The organism is Streptomyces aurantiaciflavus (assembly GCF_049808595.1).
In the GTDB taxonomy this organism is placed as follows: domain Bacteria; phylum Actinomycetota; class Actinomycetes; order Streptomycetales; family Streptomycetaceae; genus Streptomyces.
Map to the genome: position 1 here is coordinate 107,248 of NZ_JBNCAQ010000020.1, position 23,946 is coordinate 131,193.

Consider the following 23,946-nt stretch of genomic DNA (forward strand, 5'->3'; position numbering starts at 1 on the left):
GCGGGCGCGCCCCCCTTTCCGCCCGGCCGGGCCCGCCACCGCCCCTGACCTGCGCGGCAGCCGGCCGCGGTGGCCCGGGAGCGGGCCCCTGCCCCGGCGGCGGGGCTGTTGACTGCGGTCGCACAATTCACCGGCTCGGCCCAATCACGGCCGGGACCGCGACCCTTGCGGCACGGCGCTCGGGCCCGGGGCGCGTCGGGAGGCTACGGCAGCACCGCGAAGCCGTCGAGCTCCACCGTCGCCTGGTCGTCCCAGAGGCGCACGACCTCCACGACCGCCATCGCCGGGTAGTCACGCCCCGCCAACTCACGCCAGATGCGGCCGAGTTCGGGAGCATGGGCGCGGTACTCGGCGACGTCCGTGGCGTAGACGGTGACGCGGGCGAGGTCGGAAGGGGTGCCGCCGGCCGCCCGCAGCGCGGTCAGCAGATTCGTGAGCGCCCGCTCGAACTGTTCCGGGAGGCCGTCGCCCAGGACCTTGCCGCCGGCGTCGAGAGCGGTCTGGCCGGCGAGGAACACCAGCCGTGACCCGGTCACGGCGACCGCGTGGGAGAAGCCGGCGGGCGGGGAGAGTTCGGGCGGGTTGATGCGCTCGACGGTCACGTGGCCTCCTGGTTCGCGTACAACTCCTTGGCGATGATGCCGCGTTGGACCTCGCTCGCCCCCTCGTAGATGCGGGGCGCCCGTACCTCGCGGTAGAGGTGTTCCAGCAGGTGACCGCGGCGCAGCGCCCGTGCGCCGTGCAGTTGGACGGCGGCGTCGACGACGTACTGCGCGGTCTCGGTGGCGAGCAGCTTGGCCATGGCGGCGCGGCGCGGGACGTCGGGGGCGCCGGTGTCGTACGCCGTCGCCGCCGCGTAGACCATCAGGCGGGCCGCCTCCGTGCGCAGGGCCATCTCGGCGACCTGGTGGGCGACGGTCTGGAGGTCCCTCAGCCTGCCGCCGAAGGCCTCCCGTCGGGCGGTGTGGGCGAGGGTGGCGTCCAGCGCGGCCTGGGCCATGCCGACCGCGAAGGCGCCGACGCTGGGGCGGAAGAGGTTGAGGGTGGACATGGCCACCCGGAAGCCGTGGTCCGGCTCGCCGAGCACGTCGTCCCGCGTGACCGGGACGGCGTCGAAGTCGAGGGCGCCGACGGGGTGCGGGGAGAGCAGGTCGAGGGCGGACCCGGTGAGGCCGGGGCGGTCGACGGGGAGCAGGAAGGCGGTGACGCCGCGGGCGCCGGCGCCGGGCGTGGTGCGGGCGAACACGGTGTAGACGTCGGCCTCGGGGGCGTTGGAGATCCAGCACTTCTCGCCGGTCAGGCGCCAGCCGTGCGGCCCGTCGCGCTCGGCCGCCAGGGACAGGGCCGCCGCGTCCGAGCCCGCGCCCGGCTCGCTGAGCGCGAAGGCGGCCACCGCGTCGCCGTCGGCGACGCGGGGCAGCCAGCGTTCCCGCTGGGCGGGGGTGCCGTACGCGTGGACGGGGTGGGCTCCGAGGCCTTGCAGGGCGAGCGCGGTCTCCGCCTCGGTGCAGGCGTACGCGAGGGACTCGCGCATCAGGCAGAGGTCGACGGCGCCGGAGGTGAACAGGCGGGCGAGCAGTCCGAGCCGGCCGAGTTCGGCGACGAGCGGGCGGTTGACGCGACCCGGTTCGCCGCGGTCCGCGAGCGGGCGCAGCCGGTCGGCGGCCAGCGCGCGCAGCTCGGCGCACCAGGCGGTCTGCTCCGGTTCGAGTGAGAATGCGGGCATCGCCGGGCCCCTCTCTCCGCCGGCCTGCGCCGGGCGCCTCCCTTTGGCCTTCCCGGGCCTGACCCGACCGTATCGCGAACTGTTGACTGCCGTCACCAACGCGATACGCTCGGCGGGCGAGCCCACCACGACGCCCGTCACGGCGCCCGGAAGGCGCCCACCAAGGCAAGGGGGCGACCCGCCATGAACGTCTCGGCCCATGTCGACACCTTCGCGCGCGACCACCTCCCGCCGCCCGGCCAGTGGCCCGAGCTCTCCCTGGACCTGCCGGAGCTGCGCTACCCCGAACGGCTGAACTGCGCCGCCGAACTCCTCACCGGCCCCGCCCCGGACCGGCCCGTCTTCCACACCCCGACCGGCCCGGCCTGGACGTACGGCGAGCTGCGCGCCCGCGTCGACCGGCTGGCGCATCTGCTCACCGGCGACCTCGGAGTGGTCCCCGGCAACCGGGTGCTGCTGCGCGGGCCGACCACGCCCTGGCTCGCGGCCTGCTGGCTGGCGGTGCTCAAGGCGGGCGCGATCGCGGTCACCGTGCTGGCCCAGCAGCGCCCGCACGAGCTGCGCACGATGGCCGAGATCGCCCGGGTGCGGCACGCCCTGTGCGACATCCGGGCCGTCGACGACCTCGCCAAGGCGGACATCCCGGGGCTGCGGATCACCACGTACGGCGGTGACGCGCCCGACGACCTGCTGCGCCGGCCGGCGCCGGACACGCCGTACCGGGCGGTGGACACCGCGGCCGACGACGTGGCGCTGATCGCCTTCACCTCCGGCACCACCGGACGGCCGAAGGGGTGCCTGCACTTCCACCGGGACGTGCTCGCCACAGCCGACACCTTCTCCAGGCATGTGCTGCGGCCCCATGAGAGCGATGTCTTCGCCGGCAGTCCCCCGCTCGGCTTCACCTTCGGGCTGGGCGGGCTGCTGGTCTTCCCGCTGCGGGCCGGCGCGAGCGCGCTGCTGCTCGAACAGGCGGGCCCCCAGCAGCTGCTGCCCGCGATCGCCGGGCACCGGGTGTCCGTGCTGTTCACCGCGCCGACCGCCTACCGCGCGATGCTCGACCAGCTCGACGGGCACGACCTGTCCTCGCTGCGCCGCTGTGTGTCGGCCGGCGAGAATTTGCCTGCGGCCACCTGGCGGGCCTGGCACGAGCGGACCGGGCTGCGTCTGATCAACGGCATCGGGGCCACCGAGCTGCTGCACATCTTCATCTCCGCGGCCGACGAGCGGATCCGGCCCGGCACGACGGGCGTCCCCGTCCCCGGCTGGCACGCGCGCGTGCAGGACGAACACGGCGCGCCCGTCCCCGACGGCCGGCCGGGACTGCTCGCCGTACGCGGACCGGTCGGCTGCCGCTATCTCGCCGATCCCCGTCAGGGGGAGTACGTCCGCGACGGATGGAACATCACCGGCGACACCTACGTCCGCGAGTCCGACGGCTACTTCCGGTACGTCGCCCGCGCCGACGACATGATCGTCTCGGCCGGGTACAACATCGCGGGCCCCGAGGTGGAGGAGGCGCTGCTGCGGCACCCGGACGTCGTCGAGGCGGCGGTCGTCGGCCGGCCCGACGAGGCACGCGGACAGGTCGTCGTGGCGTTCGCCGTGCTGCGGGCGGGGGCAAGGCGCGACACGGAGGCGCTGCGGGCCTTCGTCAAGGAGGAGCTGGCGCCGTACAAGTGCCCGCGCGAGATCGTCCTCCTGGACGCGCTGCCGCGCACCGCGACCGGCAAACTGCAGCGGTTCAGGCTGCGCGCCCCTGGTTACACCAATGGTGACCAGCAGTGATGCCGACGACTTAAGATGATCATCGTGTCCGACCAGCCCGCACCTCGGTCTCTCATCGTCACGCTCTACGGCGCGTACGGCCGCTTCGCGCCGGGACCCGTGCCCGTCGCCGAGTTGATCCGGCTGCTCGCCGCGGTCGGCGTCGACGCGCCCTCCGTCCGCTCCTCGGTGTCCCGGCTGAAGCGACGCGGACTGCTGCTGCCGGCCCGTACGGACCAGGGTGCCGCCGGGTACGAACTGTCCGAAGAGGCACGGCAGCTGATGGAGGACGGCGACCGGCGGATCTACGCCACCGCGCCCCCCGCGGACGAGAGCTGGGTGCTGGCGGTGTTCTCGGTGCCCGAGTCGGAACGGCAGAAGCGGCACGTACTGCGTTCCCGGCTGTCCGGCCTGGGCTTCGGCACGGCCGCCCCCGGCGTGTGGATCGCGCCCGCCCGGCTCTACGAGGAGACCCGCAACACCCTGCGACGGCTGCGCCTCGACCCGTACGTCGACTTCTTCCGCGGTGAGCACCTCGGCTTCGCGCCGACCGTCGAGGCCGTCGCCCGCTGGTGGGACCTGGCCGCCGTCGCCAAGCAGCACGAGACGTTCCTCGACCGCCACGCGCGCGTGCTGCACGCCTGGGAGCGGCGCACGGACACCCCGCCCGAGGAGGCGTACCGCGACTACCTCCTCGCCCTGGACTCCTGGCGCCACCTGCCCTACGCCGACCCCGGCCTGCCCGCCCGTCTGCTCCCCGAGGACTGGCCGGGCGCCCGCTCGGCGGCCGTGTTCCGGGGGCTGCACGAGCGGCTGCGGGACGCGGGGGCGGAGTTCGCCGGGCTGCGGGACTCCGCCGTGTGACGTATCAACTCCCCAGGGTGAGCCGGGGCTTGGGCGCGTCCGTCCGCCCGGTCCGCGGCGGCCGGCTGCCCGCCCGGTACGGCTCCGGCCAGACGACGCCCGGTCCGTCGTAGCCCTGTTCGGCGGCGGCGTGCAGGGTCCAGTGCGGGTCGTACAGGTGCGGGCGGCCCAGCGCGCACAGGTCGGCGCGCCCGGCCAGGATCAGCGAGTTGACGTCGTCCCAGGAGGAGATCGCGCCGACCGCGATCACCGGGACACCCACCTCGTGCCGGATGCGGTCCGCGAACGGCGTCTGGTACGACCGCCCGAACTCCGGTGCCTCGTCGGCGACGACCTGCCCGGTGGAGACGTCGATGGCGTCGGCGCCGTGCGCGGCGAAGGCGCGGGCGATCTCGACGGCGTCGTCGGCCGTGGTCCCGCCCTCGGCCCAGTCGGTGGCGGAGATCCGTACCGTCATCGGCCGCTCCTCCGGCCACACCCGCCGTACGGCGTCGAAGACCTCCAGCGGGAACCGCAGCCGCTTCTCGAGCGAGCCGCCGTAGGCGTCCGTACGGCGGTTGGTGAGCGGGGAGAGGAAGCCGGAGAGCAGGTAGCCGTGGGCGCAGTGCAGTTCGAGCAGGTCGAACCCGGCCCGGGCCGCCCGCCCGGCTGCCGCCGTGAACTGCTCGCGCAGATCGGTCAGTTGCGCCCGGCTCAGCTCCCGGGGCGTCTGGCTTCCCGGCTTGTACGGCAGCGGGGAGGCGGCCACGAGCGGCCAGTTGCCGTCGGGCAGGGGCTCGTCCATGCCCTCCCACATCAGCCGGGTCGAGCCCTTGCGCCCGCTGTGGCCGAGCTGGACGCCGATCGCGGTGCCCGGCGCCCGCGTGTGCGCGAACTCGGTGATCCGCCGCCACGCCTCGCCCTGTCTGGCGGTGTAGAGGCCGGTGCAGCCGGGCGTGATGCGCCCCTCGGGGGACACGCACACCATCTCGGTCATCACCAGTCCCGCCCCGCCGAGGGCGCGCGCGCCGAGGTGGACGAGGTGGAAGTCGCCGGGGAGGCCGTCGGTCGCCGAGTACATGTCCATCGGGGAGACGACGACCCGGTTGCGCAGGGTCAGGCCGCGCAGCCGGAACGGGGTGAACATCGGGGGCGTACCGGGCGGGCAGCCGAACTCGCGCTCCACGGCCTCGGTGAAGTGCGCGTCGCGCAGGCGGAGGTTGCCGTGGGTGACGCGACGGCTGCGGGTGAGCAGGTCGAAAGCGAACCGGCGGGGCGGCCGGCCGACGTACAGGGCGAGGTTCTCGAACCACTCCAGGCTGGCGCGGGCGGCACGCTGGGTGGAGGCCACGACCGGCCTGCGCTCCTCCTCGTACGCCGCCAACGCCCCTTCCAGGGACGGCCGTTCCTCCAGGCAGGCGGCCAGGGCGAGGGCGTCCTCGACAGCGAGCTTGGTGCCGGAGCCGATGGAGAAGTGGGCGGTGTGGGCGGCGTCGCCGAGGAGGACGACGTTGCCGTGCGACCAGCGCTCGTTGACGACCGTGCGGAAGGTGGTCCACGTGGAGTTGTTGGACCTGAGCGGCCGGCCGCCGAGCGCGTCCGTGAAGATCTTGGCGCAGCGCTCGATCGACTCCTGCTCGTCCAGTTCCCCGAAACCGGCCGCGCGCCACACCTCCTCGCGCATCTCGACGATCACGGTGGAGGCGTCGGCCGCATAGGGGTAGCCGTGCAGTTGCATCACGCCGTGCTCGGTCTCGGCGGTCTCGAAGCGGAAGGAGTCGAAGGCGAAGTCGGCTGCCAGCCAGATGTAGCGGCAGCGGTGGCTGACCACATGGGGGCGGAACGCATGGGCGTACGTCTCGCGGGTGGTGCTGTGCACACCGTCCGCGGCGACGACGAGGTCGTACTCCTCCGCGAGGCGCTCCACGGGCGGCGCCTGGGTGTGGAAGCGCAGGTCGACGCCGAGGGAGCGGCAGCGTTCGTGCAGGATCTGCAGGAGCCTCTTCCTGCCGAGGGCGGCGAAGCGGTGGCCTCCGGCGGTGTGGCGAGTGTTGCGGTGGACGATGTCGATGTCGTCCCAGCGGACGAAGTCCCGCTCCAGGGCCTCGTACACCACCGGGTCCGCGTTCTCGATGCCGCCGAGGGTCTCGTCGGAGAGGACGACGCCGAAGCCGAAGGTGTCGTCGGGGGCGTCGCGTTCCCAGAGGGTTACCTCGCGGTCGGCGTCGAGGCGTTTCAGCAGGGCCGCGGTGTAGAGGCCGCCGGGGCCGCCGCCGATGATCGCTACGCGGAGGGGGTGGCTGGTCATGGAATGCGACTGCGGGTCGTCATGGGCTGGTCGCGCCCCGCGGCGGAGCCGCATGTCGGCACAGTCCCGCGCCCCTTGAGTCGGCGTCCTCGCGTCGGCCGCACACCGCCGTTGGCCCTGGTACACCACCCTTACCGCCCCCGCCACTTCGGTGCCCGCTTCTCCGTGAACGCCGCGTGGAACTCCGCGTAGTCCTCGCCGTTCATCAGCAGGGCCTGGGTCGCCGCGTCCAGTTCCACCGCTGCCGCCAGGGGCATGTCCAGTTCGGCCGTGAGCAGGGCCTTCGTCTGGGCGTGCGCCAGGGCCGGGCCGTCGGCCAGGCGGCGGGCGAGTCGGTGTGCGGCCTCGTTCGCCGCGCCGTCCTCGGCCAGTTCGCTGATCAGGCCGATGCGCTCGGCCTCGGGCGCGCGGACCGGTTCGCCGAGCATGAGCAGCCGGGTGGCGTGACCGAGGCCGACGACCCGGGGCAGCAGATAGGCAGCGCCCATGTCACCGCCGGAGAGGCCGACGCGGGTGAAGAGGAAGGCGAAGCGGGCGGTGGGGTCGGCGACGCGGAAGTCCGCCGCCAGCGCGAGCACCGCGCCCGCCCCGGCCGCCACCCCGTGCACGGCTGCGATCACCGGGAACGGGCACTCCCGTACGGCCCGGACGACCTGGCCGGTCATCCGGTTGAAGTCGAGGAGCTGGGCGGTGTCCAGGGCGAGGGTGGCGCCGATGATCTCCTCGACGTCGCCGCCGGAGCAGAAGCCGCGTCCTTCGCCGGCCAGCACCAGGGCGCGCACCGAGCGCTCCCGGGACAGTTCGGCGAGCAGGTCGCGCAGGTCGGCGTAGGCGCCGAAGGTGAGCGCGTTGAGTTTCTCGGGGCGGGCGAGGGTGACGGTGGCGATGCCGTCGGTGCGGGTGACGCGGAGGTGGTGCCAGTCGGAGGTGCGGGCGGCGGAGCCGGTGAAGGGACTCATGAGGGCGGCCTCCTCGACGAGCGGTCACTCACGAAGTTATCACCGATATCTGACCGTCGTCATGAGTGCGCGATAGGGCGGCCGGGTATGCCACGAAGGTGTCACCGCGTGACCGGTCCCCGTCACAGGCGTCACCGGTCGTCAATAACGCGGTAACAACGGGATCGGGGGTGCGCGCGGGACCGTTCAGCCGGGTAAGCCGCCCGGTGACGGGGCTGAAGGTCCCGTACGGCACCCGCCATGTGCCTGCGCCGGCGGCCGCCGTACCATTCCTCAAGCTGAAAGCAGGACAGCCTGATGTCGAGCACAGGAACCTGCGCCATGAACGGACTCGCCTTGCACGAACGCCCCTCCGCCTCAGCCGCCTCCTGGCGCATCGCACTGCCGCACTCCGCCGCGGCCGTGCCGGTGGCCCGCGCACTGGTCCGTACGGCGCTGGCCGAGCTGGAGCACGGGGCGGACAGCGACACGGTGGAGCTGCTCACCGCCGAGCTGGTGGCGAACGCCGTGGAGCACACCGCCGGGGACGAGCCGATCGAGCTGGTGGTGCAACTGCAGCCGACCGGCTGTCAGATCGAGGTGCACGACCCCGACCCGGTGCCGCCCGGGGACCTGACCCGTCCGTCCGGCGGGGAGCCCGACCCCTGGCAGGAGCACGGGCGCGGTCTGCTGCTGATCCGCGCCCTGAGCTCGGCCTGCGGTCACCGCCCCACGGAGTCCGGCAAGGCGGTGTGGTTCAGGCTGGCCGCGGTGCCGCCGCAGCGGCGTCCGCATCCGGCGTGAGGAGAGCCGGCGCAGGGAGTCAGGCCAGGGTCGCCACGAGGACGGCCTTGATGGTGTGCAGGCGGTTCTCCGCCTCATCGAAGACGACCGAGTGGGCCGACTCGAAGACCTCGTCGGTGACCTCCAGGGACTCCAGGCCGTGGGTCTCGAAGATCTCGCGGCCGACCTTGGTGCCGAGGTCGTGGAAGGCCGGCAGGCAGTGCAGGAACTTGACGTCCGGGTTGCCGGTGGCACGCAGGACGTCCATGGTCACGGCGTACGGGGAGAGCGCCGCGATCCGCTCGTCCCAGACCTCCTTGGGCTCGCCCATGGAGACCCACACGTCGGTGGCGACGAAGTCGGCGCCGAGGACGCCCTCGGCCATCGACTCGGTGAGGGTGACGCGGGCCCCGCTGGTCTCGGCGAGCTCATGGGCCCGGTCGATGATCTCCTGCGCGGGCCAGTAGGTCTTCGGGGCGACGACGCGGACGTCCATGCCGAGCAGGGCGCCGGTGATCAGATACGAGTTGCCCATGTTGAAGCGGGCGTCGCCGAGGTAGGCGAAGGCGATCTCCGTCAGGGGCTTGCCGCTGTGCTCGGTCATCGTCAGCACGTCGGCGAGCATCTGGGTGGGGTGCCAGTCGTCGGTGAGGCCGTTGTAGACGGGCACGCCCGCGTGCGCGGCCAGTTCCTCGACCTTCGCCTGGCTGTCGCCGCGGTACTCGATCCCGTCGTACATCCGGCCCAGCACCCGCGCGGTGTCCTTCACGGACTCCTTGTGGCCGATCTGTGAGCCCGAGGGGTCGAGGTACGTCGTCGAGGCGCCCTGGTCGGCGGCGGCGACCTCGAACGCGCAGCGGGTGCGGGTCGAGGTCTTCTCGAAGATCAGCGCGATGTTCCTGCCGGTCAGGTACCGCGTCTCGGTCCCGGCCTTCTTGGCGGCCTTCAGCTCGGCGGCCAGCTCGATCAGACCGCGGAACTCCTCCTGGGTGAAGTCCAGTTCCTTGAGGAAGTGGCGGCCGGCGAGGGCGGTCGGGACTGTCGCCATGGGGGCGCTCCATTGATGCGGTGAAGAGGTACAGTGACAGGACCCTTGGAAGTCTATACGATGTTCAGCATTTCTATACAGCCACCCGTACGCCGGTCCGCACACCCGTGCGCCTATACGGCCTCCCGCACGACCGGACAGCTCATACAGCGCGGCCCGCCCCTGCCCCGGCCCAGCTCGCTGCCCGGGATCTCTATCACCTCGATGCCCTGTTTGCGCAGATGGGTGTTGGTGGTGGCGTTGCGCTCGTAGGCGATGACGACGCCGGGTTCGACGGCGAGGACGTTGCAGCCGTCGTCCCACTGCTCACGCTCGGCCGCGTGCACGTCCTGGGTGGCGGTCAGCACCCGGATCTCGCTGAGGCCGAGGGCCGCGGCGATCGCGCGGTGCATGTGCTCCGGCGGATGGTCGGTGACCTTCAGCTCCTTCTCGCCGACGCCGGGCTCGATGGTGTACGAGCGGAGCATGCCGAGGCCCGCGTACTGGGTGAAGGTGTCGCCGTCGACCATCGTCATGACGGTGTCGAGGTGCATGAGGGCGCGCCGCTTCGGCATGTCGAGGGCCACGATCGTCTCGGCCGAGCCGGCGGCGAAGAGCTTGTGGGCGAGCATCTCGACGGCCTGGGGGGTGGTGCGCTCGCTCATCCCGATGAGCACCGCGCCGTTGCCGATGACCAGGACGTCCCCGCCCTCGATGGTGGAGGGATAGTCGGCCTGCCCCTCGGACCAGACGTGGAACGTTTCCGCGCGGAAGAGCGGGTGATAGCGGTAGATCGCCTCGAAGTGGACGGTCTCGCGCTGCCGGGCCGGCCAGCGCATCGCGTTGATGGAGACGCCGTCGTAGATCCAGGCGGAGGTGTCGCGGGTGAAGAGGTGGTTGGGCAGCGGACGCAGGAGGAAGTCGTCGAGCTCCATGACATGGAAGCGCACGGAGGTCGGCTCCGGGTGCACCTCCAGGAACTCCCTCTTGGTCATGCCGCCGACGAGGGCCTCCGCGAGTTCCGGCGCCGGCAGGTTCTCGAAGGCGGCACGGAGGTGGTCGGTGGCGAGCACCCCGTACTCCTTCTCGTCGAAGACCCGGTCCAGGACGAGTGATCTGGCCGCCGGGATCTCCAGGGCGTCGGTGAGCAGGTCGCCGAAGAGATGGACGGCGACGCCTCTGTCGCGCAGGACGTCCGCGAAGCCGTCGTGCTCGGCGCGCGCCCGGCGCACCCACAGCACGTCGTCGAAGAGGAGGGCGTCCTTGTTGCTGGGGGTGAGCCTTTTGAGCTCGAGATCCGGCCGGTGCAGGATGACGCGGCGCAGCCGCCCGGCCTCGGAGTCGACATGGAATCCCATGCCTCCATCCTGACCATCGGGGACCGCCTTCACCCGCTCCTGGGCCGATTCCGCGCGGCCCAGTTTTCGTCCTCTTGACGACAATCCCGTCCGCCGATTATCGTCTTGATGACGAAAATCGCGAACGAGGGGGATTCCGTGGCCGACATCACCCGGCGCCTCGGCTGGCGCCATCTCCGGGGCGCTCCGACGACACACGTCCGCCACCACCGCTCCGGCAAGCTGGTGCACGACGGGCCCGGGCTCAGCTTCTGGTTCCGCTCGCTGACCGCCGCGCTCTCCGAAGTACCGGTCGACGACCGGGAGTTGGCGATGACCTTCCATGCCCGTACGGCGGACTTCCAGGACGTGGCCGTGCAGGCGACGGTCACCTACCGCGTCAGCGACCCGGCCGTCGCCGCCGCCCGCCTCGACTTCTCGATCGACCCGGACACCGGCGCCTGGCGGGGCGCGCCGCTGGAGCAGCTCGGCACACTGCTCACGGAGACGGCCCAGCAGCACGCGCTGGACGTGCTCGCCCGCACACCGCTGGCGTCGGCGCTGGTGGACGGTGTGACGTCGGTGCGCGAACGGGTCGCGGCGGGCCTCGCCGCGGAGCCCCGCCTCCCCGCCACCGGCATCGAGATCGTGGCCGTCCGCGTGGTGGCGCTGCGTCCCGAACCGGAGGTGGAGCGGGCCCTGCGCACGCCGGCCCGCGAGCAGATCCAGCAGGAGGCGGACCGGGCGACGTACGAGCGGCGGGCGGTGGCCGTCGAACGGGAACGGGCCATCGCCGAGAACGAACTCGCCAGCAGGATCGAACTCGCCCGGCGCGAGGAGCAGTTGGTCGAGCAGCGCGGTACGAACACCCGGCGCGAGGCCGAGGAGAACGCGGCCGCCGACAAGGTACGGGCCGAGGCGGAGGCGACGCGCACGGTGCGGCTCGCGGAGGCGGAGGCGGCCCGTTCGGTCGAGCTCGCCGAGGCGGAGGCGGCCCGGCAGATCCGGCTGGCCGACGCCGAGGCGCACCGCACCCAGCGGCTGTCCGAGGCGGAGGCCGCCCGCACGGTGGCCCTCGCGGACGCGGAGGCGTCCCGTGCCGTACGGCTCGCCCGCGCGGAGGCCGAGGCGGCGCGCGAGGTGGGCGAGGCGCGGGCGCAGGCCCAGGCGGCCTGGCTGCGCGTGCACGCCGACGTCGACGTGACGACCCTGCACGCCCTCACCGGGACACGGCTCGCGGAGAACCTGCCGCACATCGACAGCGTGACCATCTCGCCCGACGTGCTGACCGGGCTGCTCGCCCGGCTCGGCGCCGGGGACCGGGAATGAGCCTCGCCCCGCGGGCCGTACTCGTCCACCGCACCACGGAGTACGAGGAGCTGGTGGCCCGGCACGGCACCCACGGCCAGGCCGCCTTCTTCCTCGCCTCCCGCGGCCGGGACATCGAGGAGGTCGCCGAGCGGCACCGCCGAACCAGGCGGGCGCTGGCGGAGGTGACGGCGGCGATCCCCCTGACCTGGCGTCAGACGCGGGTCGAGCGGGCCGACCTGGACCGCTTCCTGTTCGCGCCCGAGGACGTGGTCGTCGTGGTCGGGCAGGACGGTCTGGTGGCCAACGTCGCCAAGTACCTCGCGGGGCAGCCGGTGGTGGGCATCGACACGGACCCCGGCCGCAATCCGGGGGTGCTGGTCCGCCATCGACCGCGGGACGCGGGTGTGCTGCTCCCGTCCGCGCTCGCGGCCGGCACGGAGACGGCCGAACTGACCATGGTCGAGGCCGTCGCCGACGACACGCAGCGGCTGCTGGCCCTCAACGAGATCTACCTCGGCGCCGCCGGTCACCAGACCGCCCGATACCGCCTGGGCCTCGAGGACGACGGGGGTGTCGTCGAGGCCCAGGCCTCCTCCGGGGTGCTCGTGGGGACGGGCACGGGGGCGACCGGCTGGATCCGCTCGGTGTGGCAGGAGCGGGGCGGTGGTCTCCGCCTGCCCGGGCCGACGGAACGGCGGCTCGTGTGGTTCGTACGGGAGGCATGGCCGTCCCCGGTGACGGGGACCTCGCTGGTCGCGGGCGACCTGGCGGCCGGGGGGCGGCTGACGCTCACGGTCGAGTCGGAGCGGCTCATCGCCTTCGGGGACGGGGTCGAGAGCGACGCGGTGGAGCTGACGTGGGGGCAGAGGGTGATGGTGGGGGTGTGCGGGGAGCGGCTGCGGTTGGTGTGCTGACGGGGGAGAATCGCCCCCGCCGCCCCTACCCGTCCCATCCCAGGGGCTCCGCCCCTTCACCCCCACTGGGGGCTCACGCCCCCAGACCCCCACGGGGCTCCGCCCCCGCCCCCGCCAGGTGCTCCGCCCCTGGACTTCAGCCTCGCCCACGCAGCGCCCGACCCCGGCAGGTGAGAGAGCGCCCTCATCCCCGGGGCTCCGCCCTCGCCGTGGACAACCCCGTCACAGGCGGGGGTCCACCGGCTCCGACTCCAGGGCCAGTACGCCGAACACCGCCTCGTGCACGCGCCACAGGGGCTCGCCCTCGGCGAGGCGGTCCAGGGCCTCCAGGCCGAGGACGTACTCGCGGATCGCGAGGGAGCGCTTGTGGTTCAGGAAGCGTCCGCGGAGGCGGGCGAGGTTGTCGGGGCGTGTGTACTCCGGGCCGTAGATGATCCGCAGGTACTCGCGGCCCCGGCACTTGATGCCGGGCTGGACCAGACGGCCCTCTGTGCTGCGCACCACCGCGCCGAGCGGCTTGACGACCATGCCCTCACCGCCGCGGCCGGTCATCTCCAGCCACCAGTCGACGCCGGCCCGCACCGACTCGGGGTCGGCCGTGTCGACGTACAGGCGCCGGGTCGTCTGGAGCAGGCCGGTGGAGTCGTGCTCCACCAGACGGTCGAGGAGGGACAGCTGCTCGTCGTGGGGCAGGGCCGCGAGGCTGCGGCCCTGGACGGCCAGGATCTGGAACGGGGCCAGGCGCACACCCTCCAGTCCCTCCGTCGTCCAGCAGTAGCGCCGGTACGCCTCCGTGAACGCGGCCGCGTCCGAGGCCCGCCCACGCTGGCGGGACAGCAGCTCCGAGACGTCGACGCCCCGTGCCGCCGCGCCCTCCAGCGCGGCCAGCGCGCCCGGGAAGACCGCGCCGGACGCGGCGCCGACAGCCGCGTACTGCGAGCGCAGCAGCCCGGACGCCTTCAGCGACCACGGCATCAACTCGGCGTCGAGCAGGAGCCAGTCCGTGTCGAGCTCGGCCCACAGACCGGCCTCGTCCACCGCCGCCCGCACGCGCCCGAGGATCTCCTCCGTCACCGACTCGTCGTCGAAGAAGGGGCGCCCCGTGCGGGTGTACAGCGACCCTGCCGGGCCTCCCTCGACACCGAACCGCTTGCGCGCCGCCTCGGCGTCCCGGCACACCAGGGCCACCGCCCGCGAGCCCATGTGCTTCTCCTCGCACACGACCCGCTCGACACCGTCCTGCGCGTACTGCGCGAAGGCCTCCGCCGGGTGCTCCAAGTACCCCTCGACGTGGCTGGTCGCCGTCGGCGCCATGGTCGGCGGGAGGTACGGCAGCAGCCGCGGGTCGACGGCGAAGCGGCTCATGACCTCCAGGGCCGCGGCCGCGTTCTCCTCGCGGATCGAGATCCGGCCCTGCCCCTCGTACCGGGTCTCCACGATCCGCCGGCCGTGCACGTCCGCCAGGTCCAGCGGACGCCCGTCGTGCCCGCCGGGCGCCTCGGAGCGCAGCGGCTTCGTCGGCTCGTACCAGACCCGCTCGGCCGGTACGTCGACCAGCTCCCGCTCGGGCCAGCGCAGCGCGGTCAGCTTGCCGCCGAAGACGGCGCCGGTGTCCAGGCAGATGGTGTTGTTGAGCCAGGTGGCCTCCGGGACGGGGGTGTGGCCGTAGACCACGGCCGCCCGGCCCCGGTAGTCCTCCGCCCACGGGTAGCGCACCGGCAGCCCGAACTCGTCGGTCTCGCCGGTGGTGTCGCCGTACAGCGCGTGCGAGCGGACGCGGCCGGAGGTGCGGCCGTGGTACTTCTCCGGCAGACCGGCGTGACAGACGACGAGGCGTCCGCCGTCGAGGACGTAGTGGCTGACCAGGCCGTCCAGGAACTCCCGCACCTCGGCCACGAACTCCTCGCTCTCGCCCGCCATCTGCTCGATGGTCTCGGCGAGGCCGTGGGTGTGCTGGACCTTGCGGCCGCGCAGGTGACGGCCGTACTTGTTCTCGTGGTTGCCGGGGACGCACAGCGCGTTGCCCGACTTCACCATCGACATCACGCGGCGCAGCACGCCCGGGCTGTCGGGGCCGCGGTCGACGAGGTCGCCGACGAACACGGCCTGGCGGCCGTCCGGGTGGACGCCGTCGACGTAGCCCAGCTTGCCGAGCAGCGCCTCCAGTTCCGAGGCGCAGCCGTGGATGTCGCCGACGATGTCGAAGGGGCCGGTGAGGTGGGTCAGGTCGTTGAAGCGCTTCTCGGTGACGACGGTGGCGTGCTCGACGTCCTCGACCCCGCGCAGGACGTGGACCTTGCGGAAGCCCTCGCGCTCCAGGTGCCTGAGGGACCTGCGCAGTTCGCGGGTGTGGCGCTGGATGACCCGGCGCGGCATGTCGGCGCGGTCGGTGCGGCCCGCGTTGCGCTCGGCGCACACCTGCTCCGGGACGTCCAGCACGATCGCTATGGGCAGCACGTCGTACTGTTTGGCCAGGTCGATCAGCTGGCGGCGGGCGTCCTGCTGCACGCTGGTCGCGTCGACGACCGTGCGCCGGCCGGCCGCGAGCCGCTTGCCCGCGATGTAGTGCAGGACGTCGAAGGCGTCCCGGGTGGCGCTCTGGTCGTTCTCGTCGTCGGAGACCAGGCCGCGGCAGAAGTCGGAGGAGATGACCTCGGTCGGCTTGAAGTGCCGGCGGGCGAAGGTGGACTTGCCCGAGCCGGACGCGCCGATCAGCACGACGAGGGAGAGGTCGGTGACGGGCAGGACACGGCCCTGCTTCGGGGACACCTGGGTCTCGGTCACGCTGCCTTCGCCTCCTTCTCGTTCGGGTTCCTGCTGTCGGCGGTGCTCATCACGAAGACGGCCATCTGGGTGGGCGGTCCGACCTCGGGGTCGTCGGGCCCGACGGGCCTGAACGCGACGTCGTAGCCGTGGCGTTCGGCGACCGCGGCCGCCCAGGTGCGGAACTCCTCGCGGGTCCACTCGAAGCGGTGGTCGCCGTGCCGGACATGGCCGGCCGGGAGGCTCTCCCAGCGGACGTTGTACTCGACGTTCGGGGTGGTCACCAGGACCGTTCGCGGCCGCGCCGAGCCGAACACCGCGTACTCCAGGGCGGGCAGCCGGGGCAGGTCGAGGTGCTCGATCACCTCACTGAGCACGGCCGCGTCGTAGCCCTTGAGCCGGGTGTCGGTGTAGGCGAGCGAGCCCTGCAGGAGCGTGACGCGGGAGGCCTGACGCTCGCCCATGCGGTCCAGCTTCAGCCGGCGGGACGCGATGGTGAGCGCCCGCATCGACACGTCGACGCCGACGATCTCGGTGAACCGCACGTCCTTCAGCAGCGCCTGCACCAACTGGCCCTGCCCGCAGCCGAGGTCGAGCACCCGGGCGGCCCCGGACTCCTGGAGGGCCGCGACGATCGCGTCCCTGCGCTGTACGGCGAGCGGGGTCGGCTTCTCCTCCGTCTCCGCCTCCGCCTCGACCGCGTTGTCGATCTCCTCGACCTCGCTGTCGTCGGTCTCGGCCAGCCGCACCAGCTCCAGCCGCTCCATCGCCTGCCGGGTCAGCGACCAGCGGCGCGACAGGTAACGGCTGGTGATCAGCTTCTGCTCGGGGTGCTCGGGCAGCCAGCCCTCACCGGCCCGCAGCAGCTTGTCGACCTCGTCGGGGGCGACCCAGTAGTGCTTGGCGTCGTCGAGCACGGGCAGCAGGACGTACAGGTGCCGCAGGGCCTCGGCGAGGGTCAGCGTCTCCGACTCCAGCACCAGGTGCACGTACCGTGAGTCCCCCCACTCCGGGAACTCGGCGTCCAGCGCCACCGGTTCGGCGGTCACCGTCCAGCCGAGCGGCTCGAAGAGACGCCGTACGAGGTCGGGGCCGCCGCGGGCGGGCAGCGCGGGGACCTCCACGCGCAGCGGCAGCGGCTGGGCGGCGCGCTCGGGGCGGGCGTTGCACACGCCCCGCATCGCGCTGGAGAAGACGTTGCTCAGCGCGACCGCGAGCAGTGAGGAGGCCGCGTACGGGCGGTCGTTGACGTACTGCGCGAGCGCCGCGTCGGGAGCGCCTCCGCGGCCCTTGGCCTTGCCGCGCCGGACCAGCGCCACGGCATCCACCTCCAGCAGCAGCGCCGCCGTGCAGCGCTCGGCATCGGCCTCGGGGTAGAGGACGTGCGCCTTGCCGTAGGAGGTGGAGAACGCCTGCGCCTTGTCGGGATGCTTGTGCAGCAGGTAGCCCAGGTCGGTGGCGGGGCGTTCGGGAGTGCCGGTGGTGGTGATGGTCAGGAACACGGTGGGTTGCCTCGAAAGGGTTCGGAAGGTGCGAAAGCGCTGGTGGTGCGCCTCCGCGTGCCTCCAACGTACAGAGAACGGTCCGCGGGCACCCGGGATTTTCCCACCTGCGGCTTGAGCCGCCGGGCGGGCCTAGCCTTCTGCCCTCTTCCACGGTCTGACGCCGAGCTTTCCGGTCGTTCCGAGGTCGAGGCGGGGCGTCACGGTCACCGGGTCGGCGCCGGCCTTCGCGCGGATCCGGACGTACGGGACGTCGACGGCCGTGCCGAAGCCGGTGGTGTTGCGCCACACCAGGCCGGCGGTCGCGGACTCGCCGGGCTTCAGGGTGACCGGCCGGGGCGCCTCGTCGGGGCCCGCGGCGGTGGTGATGTCGCCGCTGCCCTGGAGGATCCGGATGCCCTCGACCGGCTCGCGGTCCTCGTCCAGCAGTTCGAGCAGCGGGTAACCGTTGACGGAGTAGTCCCGCTTCCCGCAGTTCTCCAGGTGCAGTCCCACGACGCGCAGTCCCATGGCGGCATCGCCCTCGTCGGCCGTGACGCGGATCCCGGAGGCGGGGCACTTTCCCGCCTCGGCCGGTGCCTCGTCCGCGGGGACCTTGGTGACCTCGGAGACCTTGACCTGCGTCACCGGCGACGCTCCCGGGGCCGGCACGCCCAGGCGGACGGTGCCCCGCACCGTCCTGCCGGGTCCGACGGCGCGCACGGTCTCCCGCTTGTTGCTCATGACCTCCCCGGCACTCGTCGTGAAGTCGAAGAGGACCGTGTACGTCATCGCCTCCGTGCCGTGGTTGACGACCTCGTAGGCGGCGAAGACGCCGGAGTCGGCGGGGAGGCTGTCGGCGGTCACCGAGAAGCTGCGTGAGGGGGAGGGCGAGGGGGACGGGATGGTGACCGCGGTGACCCGGACGCCGTCGATCCCCGGGTCGGTGACTGGGTGCGGGGCGGCGGGCCGGCCGCGCCAGGTCCGCTGTCCTGCGTACCGGCACGTTCCGACCCACAGGCAGCGAGTAACAGACAGGCGGTGAGGGCCGTGATCAAGGGGGCGGGTCTGCGCATCCGGCCACCTCATCAGGGCACCGGGCCCACCGACTGTGGCGGAGGCCATAGTTCCGGTCACAGGCGTGTCACAGGTGAGACGGCAGCGGTCCGGGGCGGTCCCCAGCACGTCCCGGTGCCGGACATCGTTGTCCGGCACCGGGACCGCCAGGGGTTACGGCAGCTGCGACTGCACCTGGGTCGAGATCAGCTCCAGGTGGTCCAGGTCGTGCAGGTCGAGGACCTGGAGGTACATACGGCGCGAGCCGATCTCGGCGTAACGGCCGATCTTGTCGACGACCTCGGAAGGGGTGCCCGCCAGGCCGTTGCGCTTCAGTTCGTCGACCTCGCGGCCGATCGCGGCGGCGCGGCGGGCGACCTCCTGGTCGTCCTTGCCGACGCAGACGACGAGCACGTTGGAGTACGTGATCGCGTCGGCCCCGCGGCCGGCCTCCTCGGCGGCGGCCCGCACCCGGCCGAACTGCCGCTCGCTGTCCTCGACCGAGCCGAACGGCATGTTGAACTCGTCGGCGAACCGCCCGGCCAGCCGCGGCGTGCGGCTCGCGCCGTGACCGCCGACCAGCACGGGGATCTTCTCCTGCGCGGGCTTGGGCAGCGCGGGCGAGTCCTTGAGCTCGTAGTACTCGCCCTGGAAGTCGAAGGTCTTGCCGGCGTCCGTGCCCCACAGGCCGGTGACGATCGCCAGCTGCTCCTCCAACCGGCCGAACTTCTCCTTCGGGAAGGGGATGCCGTACGCGGTGTGCTCCTCCTCGAACCAGCCCGCGCCGAGGCCGAGTTCGACACGGCCGCCGGACATCTGGTCCACCTGCGCGACCTGGATGGCGAGGACGCCGGGCAGCCGGAAGGTGGCGGCGGTCATCAGCGTGCCGAGGCGTATGCGCCTGGTCTCGCGGGCGAGGCCGGCGAGGGTGATCCAGGCGTCGGTGGGGCCGGGGAGGCCGTCCACGTCGCCCATCTTGAGGTAGTGGTCGGAGCGGAAGAAGGCGTCGAATCCGAGGTCCTCGGTGGCCTTCGCCACGGTGAGGAGGGTGTCGTAGGTCGCGCCCTGCTGGGGCTCGGTGAAGATGCGAAGATCCATGTCCTCCATCCTGCAGGAGGGCTCCGCCGGTTCGGGAGTGAGGTGGGTTCAGTCCCGGTGACCTGGGGGCTGCCGCCCCCAGACCCCCGCTTCGGCCCTCGACGGGCCTCGTCCTCGAACTCCCCCCGAGGGGGTGCCCCCAGACGGGCTGGATACGGGCGGCTCCGCCCAGAGGGCGCCGCACGGGCTGGATGCGCCCAGCCCCGACCAGACGCCGGACGGGCCGGATGGACCGTGCCCCGCCCAGAAGGCGCCGGACGGGCTGGAGATCTCCCGCCCGCGCTCACCCGGCGCCGGACGGACCGGGTTCACCTGGGCCTCGCCGGAAGGCACCCCGGGCTGACCGACGGTCGATGCCTCACCGCTCCCGCAACGCCCCCTCCCGTGCCGCCAGCTTCCGGAGCATCTCCAGGACGCGGTCTCTGGACTCGTCCGCCGCGTCGATGGCTTCCATGCACTGCCAGTACGTGCCCTCGTCGTCCGCCGCGCTGGCGATGCCGACGAGGGCGATGCCGACCTCGCCGAGCAGGTCGCCGAGGCAGAGCAGGGTCTCGCGGGCGTCGTCCAGTTCGGTGAGCTGGGCGGCGCGCAGGTCGCCGGGGTCGAGGTCGGGGGCGTCGAGCACACCGCAGCCTCTGCCCGCCAGCTCGGTCAACCCCAGTGCCTCACCGCGCAGTTCGGGCGGACCCGAGACCGCGAGCCGGCTTCCGATCGCCTGGGCCAGGGACTGCGCCTGCCACACCTCCGTCAGTGTCCGAGGCCCGTCGTCGCTGCTTGCGAGAGCACGCCTGCTCGTCAGGATGAGCCGCACCGCGTCCATGGGCCGCCCCCGTCCGTCCCGACGTGCTCCTCGCACGTCCGTCGCTCGAACTCCCTTGTCCACTACCCAGCGTGAGGGGCGATGGGGCGAAAAGCCAGAGGAAGACGGAAATCTGTGGACAACAAATCGGTTTCGGACGGCTGGACAACTCCGGAGAGTGATATCGGAGCGGTGGGTTCCCGTCGCACCGACGGACGGCCCGGCGCTCACGGCGCAGGGAACCTCCGCTCGTTGCGGTCGATCTTCGCGTCCAGCGCCGCCAGCGGGTCGATCCCGAGCACCTCGCACAGTTGCAGCAGATACGCGAGCACGTCGGCGACCTCGTCCGTCACGCGGTGGGCCGTGTCGGGGTCGTCCATCACGCGGGCCGACTCCTCCGGGGTCAGCCACTGGAAGATCTCGACCAGTTCGGAGGCCTCGACGCTGAGCGCGGAGACGAGGTTCTTGGGGGTGTGGTACGGCTGCCAGTTCCGCGCGGCCGCGAACTCGGCCAGTCTGCGCTGCAGCTTCGCCACGTCGAGGTGTTCTGTCACGCGTCCAGGTGTACCACCGTGACCCCGGCGGTCCCGGAGGCCCAGGAGGCGTCGCTCACCGCCCCGACACAGCGGATGTGCCCATGCTCGCCCATCCGGACCGCGAGCCGCAGCAACTCGCCGCGCTGCCGTACGTCCAGCGCGCGGTCGAAGCCGTCGGCGAGGACGGTGAGGGCACGCATCGCGTCGGGCACCTCGCCGGGTGGGTCGACATCGAGGACGCCGGGGCCGGTCAGCAGCACCAGGGTGAGCGCGAGGTAGCGCAGTTCGCCGTCGCCGAGGCGGGCCAGTTCGGTGCGGGGGCCGGCGCCCCGGTCGAGGAGGGCGCGGACGGTGCCGTCGCCGAGGGGTTCGGCGAGCACGTCGGTCACGGGTCCGGCGCAGCCGGCCCGCACGGCGGCGACGAGCTGCGCGTGCCGCCGGGCGCACTCCGCGCGGGTGCGCCAGAGCACGTCGGCGAGGTTGTCGCAGCCGCCGAGCAGCCGGCCGGAGCCACCGGGCACGGGGGCACGCATCCGCTCGGGCCGGGGGTCGCAGGCGAAGACGGAGCACAGGGCCACCAGCATCTGTTCGGCGGCGGCGAGCACCTGCCGCTGTCCGTCGGTCCGGCCGGCCACGCGCAGCGGGAGCAGCGCGGTGCCCAGGCGGTCGTCGGGGAGCGGGGCGCGGGTGACCGGCGCGGAACCGGCGGTGTGCCAGGCGGCCTGCACCGTGCGCCGGCCCGGATCGCGCAGCGCCGTCTCCAGCAGCACGAGCCCGTTCGCGCTCAGCCGCTCCCCCACGATGCGCAGCTCGGGTTCGGCCTGGACGGCGACGTCGAGCCGGACCGGCCCCGCGGGCCCGTCGGCCGTGCAGCCGATGCGGAAGCCCCGGCGGCGCTGGGCGTCGGGCCGTGCCCGCTCCGGCACGCACGCGACCGGATCCGGGAACACCTCGGCGAGCCCGGCCCCGCCCCCGAGCCGCGCCAGCGCCTCGTACGCCCGCAACGCGGTGGTCTTGCCGCTGCCGCTGGCTCCGGCGAGCAGGGTGACCGGCCCCAGCGGAAAGCCGGCCCGCCGGTGCCCGGCGAAGGCGGACAGCCGCAACTCGGTGAGACAGGGGCGGTTCGGGCGCGGTCGGAGGGCTGGACCAGGTGGTTCCTCGACGGACACGGCGTGGGACAAGGGCGCGGGGGAAGGGGGCGGCACGGCCATGTGCGGACCGTAGGACTCCGCCGCGGAGGCGAACCGTTCCGTCCTCGGGAGCTTCCTACGAACGGGCGACGGGGGGTGTGGACGGGGGCGTCGGCCGGGACGCCCCTGGACATCCTGGACACGGACGTCCCTGTCACACGGCCCCTGTCACATGGCCCGTGTCACCTGTCCCCTGTCACACCCCCGGCGCCTCCGCTTCCTCCATGAGCCCGCTCACCTCGGTGCCGGGCGGCGTCAGCAGGAACACGTTCCGGTCGACCCGGTGCATGCCGCTGGCCAGGCCGAAGACGACGCCTGTGGAGAAGTCCAGGACGCGCTTGGCGACCTCGGTCTCCGCGCCGGTGAGGTCGAGAAGGACCGGGATGCCCGCCATCAGGGTCTCGGCGACCTCACGGGCGTCGGCGAAGACGTTGACCCGCAGGACGACGAACCGGCGGCGGGTCTCCGTCTCCGCGTCCGGCAGCGCGCGATGGTCCACCGCCGACGGCCAGGCGTCACGGCCCCGCAACGGCACGACCTGGGCGAGCCCTTCCCACTGTTCATCGGTGACGTCGTAGCGGTTCACCGGCTCCCCCCGAACTGACTCGCACTTGATGCCTGCACCAGCCAATTCTTACGCCATGTCACCCGTTCGGCCCAACAGCGACACGGTCCGCGACCGTCCCGGGTGTCACACGAGTGCTTCTCACCCGGCTCGGAGGGGAGCCTCCTCACCTCCGTCGGCACCCCGCCCACCAGGCCGGATCACGGTCCGGTCGGTCGGGGCGGCCCGGTCCGTCCGGTGGGTCCGCGGGCGTCGTCGGGCACGGACGGGGGGAGCGCGCCGTGCCGACAGTCGGGCCGCGGGGCGGTCAGCTCGCGGAGCGGACGAAGCGGAGCGTCGTGGTGATCGTGGCGAGGCCGCGGATCATCCCCAGCTGGTTCCAGTTCATGCCGAACTGGGCGCGGTCCACGGAGAACTCGGCGTCGAGCGTGAGGGCGTCGGCGTCGGCGCCCACGAGGCGCGCGGTGAAGGACAGGGGCCTGCTGATGCCGCGCACGGTCAGCTGGCCGACCACGTGTACGGCGTCGCCGTCGCGGAGCTCGGCGCCGCGGGCCACGAAGGTGATCTCGGGGTGGCGGTCGACGTCGAAGAAGTCGGCGCCGCGCAGGTGCGCGTCCCGCTTGGCGTTGCCGGTGTCCACGGAGGAGACGTCCAGGGTCAGCGTGCCGACGGCGGACCCGTCGGGCCGCACCTCACCCTGACCGCCGACCGCGGCGAGGGTGCCCTTGACGGTGACCAGGCCCCACATCGTCCGGTGCTTCAGGCCGACGGTGGAGGCCTGCGTGTCGAGCTGCCAGAGCCCGGTTTCCACGGCGACAGTCATGATCTTTCTCCTGCGTGAGTGTCCAAATTTGGATGACCTCACGCTAGCGGGTCATCCAAAACTGAACAACCCCCTGATTCAAATTTGGACGACAGGTACACTCGACCCATGGCCGATCCCAAGGAGCACGCCCCCGACCTGCCCGAATGCCCGTCCGCGCAGAGCACCGGCCTGCTGCCGGACGAACTGCGGGCCTGGATGCTGCTGCTGGCGGCTACCGGGGCGGTGGAGCAGCGGCTGCGGTCGGTCGTGAAGGAACGGCTCGATGTGTCGCACGACGAGTTCCTGGTGCTGTGCCTGCTGGCGGAACAGCCGCGGGAAGGGCTGCGGATGACCCGCATCGCGGAGCTCCTCGGCCGCCCCAAGACCCGCCTCACCTACCAGATCGCCTGCCTCCAGCACGCCGGCCTCGTCACCCGCAAGTCGGTGTGCGGGGACAAGCGAGGCATCGAGGTCGCCCTGACGGACAAGGCCCGCCGCCTGCTGCGGGAGGCGTCCGAGGCACTGGCGACAACGGTCACCGAGGCACTGGCCCACGTCATGGGCCCGGCCCAGCGGGACGCCGTGTGCGGGCTGCTGCCGGATCTGTCCGGGGACGCGGAGAGGGAACCGGGCTCGGAGGCGGCGCCGGAAGCGGTAGGTACGTCGGACTGACGGACGAGGGGCGGCCGCCTCCCGGCG

Annotated in this window: 21 protein-coding genes; 6 read left to right on the plus strand and 15 right to left on the minus strand. The window is 72.8% G+C overall.

Annotated features, from left to right (window positions below):
* Positions 1-203 precede the first annotated feature (203 nt).
* Both ACPT94_RS24075 and ACPT94_RS24080 read right to left on the minus strand, forming a co-directional pair.
* The gene (locus ACPT94_RS24075) at positions 204-602 is read right to left on the minus strand and encodes a RidA family protein (protein WP_360338035.1); all 399 of its coding nucleotides are present in this window, start codon (positions 600-602) and stop codon (positions 204-206) included.
* Positions 599-1,726: an acyl-CoA dehydrogenase family protein gene (locus ACPT94_RS24080; RefSeq protein ID WP_425246798.1), complete on the minus strand. Its 1,128-nt coding sequence runs from the start codon at positions 1,724-1,726 to the stop codon at positions 599-601. Before ACPT94_RS24080 ends, ACPT94_RS24075 begins: the two co-directional genes overlap by 4 nt.
* Before the next feature lie 183 nt (positions 1,727-1,909).
* Here ACPT94_RS24080 and ACPT94_RS24085 point away from each other — a divergent pair, with 183 nt between their 5' ends.
* Both ACPT94_RS24085 and ACPT94_RS24090 read left to right on the plus strand, forming a co-directional pair.
* The gene (locus tag ACPT94_RS24085; protein WP_425246799.1) at positions 1,910-3,514 is read left to right on the plus strand and encodes an AMP-binding protein; all 1,605 of its coding nucleotides are present in this window, start codon (positions 1,910-1,912) and stop codon (positions 3,512-3,514) included.
* Positions 3,515-3,529: 15 nt separating this feature from the next.
* Positions 3,530-4,357, plus strand: coding sequence for a PaaX family transcriptional regulator (locus ACPT94_RS24090; RefSeq protein ID WP_425246800.1), 828 nt, complete (start codon positions 3,530-3,532; stop codon positions 4,355-4,357).
* Positions 4,358-4,361: 4 nt separating this feature from the next.
* Here the strand turns inward: ACPT94_RS24090 and ACPT94_RS24095 are convergent, their stop codons facing one another.
* Both ACPT94_RS24095 and ACPT94_RS24100 read right to left on the minus strand, forming a co-directional pair.
* Positions 4,362-6,644, minus strand: a complete 2,283-nt coding sequence (locus ACPT94_RS24095) for a bifunctional salicylyl-CoA 5-hydroxylase/oxidoreductase (RefSeq protein WP_489686589.1) — start codon at positions 6,642-6,644, stop codon at positions 4,362-4,364.
* Between the two features lie 131 nt (positions 6,645-6,775).
* Positions 6,776-7,603, minus strand: coding sequence for an enoyl-CoA hydratase family protein (locus tag ACPT94_RS24100; RefSeq protein ID WP_360338050.1), 828 nt, complete (start codon positions 7,601-7,603; stop codon positions 6,776-6,778).
* Between the two features lie 321 nt (positions 7,604-7,924).
* On the opposite strand from ACPT94_RS24100, the gene ACPT94_RS24105 reads away from it, so the two are divergent.
* Complete coding sequence (locus ACPT94_RS24105; protein WP_360338053.1) at positions 7,925-8,386, plus strand: ATP-binding protein; 462 nt, start codon at positions 7,925-7,927, stop codon at positions 8,384-8,386.
* A gap of 19 nt (positions 8,387-8,405) precedes the next feature.
* Here ACPT94_RS24105 and argF read toward each other — a convergent pair whose 3' ends face one another.
* Together argF and ACPT94_RS24115 are read right to left on the minus strand one after the other, a co-directional pair.
* Positions 8,406-9,413, minus strand: coding sequence for an ornithine carbamoyltransferase (argF, locus tag ACPT94_RS24110; RefSeq protein WP_360338056.1), 1,008 nt, complete (start codon positions 9,411-9,413; stop codon positions 8,406-8,408).
* 113 nt (positions 9,414-9,526) lie between these two features.
* Positions 9,527-10,750: an arginine deiminase gene (locus ACPT94_RS24115; RefSeq protein ID WP_360338059.1), complete on the minus strand. Its 1,224-nt coding sequence runs from the start codon at positions 10,748-10,750 to the stop codon at positions 9,527-9,529.
* A gap of 138 nt (positions 10,751-10,888) precedes the next feature.
* Between ACPT94_RS24115 and ACPT94_RS24120 the strand changes: the two genes are divergently transcribed.
* The gene (locus ACPT94_RS24120) at positions 10,889-12,058 is read left to right on the plus strand and encodes an SPFH domain-containing protein (RefSeq protein WP_360338207.1); all 1,170 of its coding nucleotides are present in this window, start codon (positions 10,889-10,891) and stop codon (positions 12,056-12,058) included.
* Positions 12,055-12,954 (plus strand): NAD(+)/NADH kinase, encoded by a 900-nt coding sequence (locus tag ACPT94_RS24125; RefSeq protein ID WP_360338062.1) that lies wholly within the window; start codon positions 12,055-12,057, stop codon positions 12,952-12,954. Before ACPT94_RS24120 ends, ACPT94_RS24125 begins: the two co-directional genes overlap by 4 nt.
* Positions 12,955-13,176: 222 nt before the next feature.
* Here the strand turns inward: ACPT94_RS24125 and ACPT94_RS24130 are convergent, their stop codons facing one another.
* The 9 genes from ACPT94_RS24130 to ACPT94_RS24170 all read right to left on the minus strand — a co-directional run bounded on the left by ACPT94_RS24130 (position 13,177) and on the right by ACPT94_RS24170 (position 23,265).
* Positions 13,177-15,738, minus strand: coding sequence for a polynucleotide kinase-phosphatase (locus ACPT94_RS24130; protein ID WP_425246802.1), 2,562 nt, complete (start codon positions 15,736-15,738; stop codon positions 13,177-13,179).
* Positions 15,735-17,219: a 3' terminal RNA ribose 2'-O-methyltransferase Hen1 gene (locus ACPT94_RS24135; protein WP_425246803.1), complete on the minus strand. Its 1,485-nt coding sequence runs from the start codon at positions 17,217-17,219 to the stop codon at positions 15,735-15,737. Before ACPT94_RS24135 ends, ACPT94_RS24130 begins: the two co-directional genes overlap by 4 nt.
* A 132-nt stretch (positions 17,220-17,351) precedes the next feature.
* On the minus strand, positions 17,352-18,065 hold the full coding sequence (locus tag ACPT94_RS24140; RefSeq protein WP_425246804.1) for a DUF4232 domain-containing protein: 714 nt from the start codon (positions 18,063-18,065) through the stop codon (positions 17,352-17,354).
* Positions 18,066-18,428: 363 nt separating this feature from the next.
* Positions 18,429-19,352 (minus strand): LLM class F420-dependent oxidoreductase, encoded by a 924-nt coding sequence (locus tag ACPT94_RS24145; RefSeq protein WP_425246806.1) that lies wholly within the window; start codon positions 19,350-19,352, stop codon positions 18,429-18,431.
* A 358-nt stretch (positions 19,353-19,710) separates the two neighbouring features.
* On the minus strand, positions 19,711-20,172 hold the full coding sequence (locus ACPT94_RS24150) for a DUF6099 family protein (RefSeq protein ID WP_360338210.1): 462 nt from the start codon (positions 20,170-20,172) through the stop codon (positions 19,711-19,713).
* Positions 20,173-20,378: 206 nt separating this feature from the next.
* Positions 20,379-20,705 carry a nucleotide pyrophosphohydrolase gene (locus ACPT94_RS24155; RefSeq protein WP_189939203.1) on the minus strand — a complete coding sequence of 109 codons (327 nt, stop codon included), beginning with the start codon at positions 20,703-20,705 and terminating at the stop codon, positions 20,379-20,381.
* On the minus strand, positions 20,702-21,898 hold the full coding sequence (locus ACPT94_RS24160) for an AAA family ATPase (protein ID WP_360338078.1): 1,197 nt from the start codon (positions 21,896-21,898) through the stop codon (positions 20,702-20,704). The genes ACPT94_RS24155 and ACPT94_RS24160 overlap by 4 nt, the downstream gene beginning before the upstream one ends.
* Before the next feature lie 175 nt (positions 21,899-22,073).
* Entirely contained in the window at positions 22,074-22,463 is a 390-nt protein-coding gene (locus tag ACPT94_RS24165) for a cell division protein SepF (protein ID WP_360338081.1), read from the minus strand.
* A gap of 286 nt (positions 22,464-22,749) precedes the next feature.
* Complete coding sequence (locus ACPT94_RS24170) at positions 22,750-23,265, minus strand: YceI family protein (protein ID WP_360338084.1); 516 nt, start codon at positions 23,263-23,265, stop codon at positions 22,750-22,752.
* 108 nt (positions 23,266-23,373) lie between these two features.
* Between ACPT94_RS24170 and ACPT94_RS24175 the strand changes: the two genes are divergently transcribed.
* Positions 23,374-23,919 carry a MarR family winged helix-turn-helix transcriptional regulator gene (locus ACPT94_RS24175; protein WP_360338087.1) on the plus strand — a complete coding sequence of 182 codons (546 nt, stop codon included), beginning with the start codon at positions 23,374-23,376 and terminating at the stop codon, positions 23,917-23,919.
* Positions 23,920-23,946 lie beyond the last annotated feature (27 nt).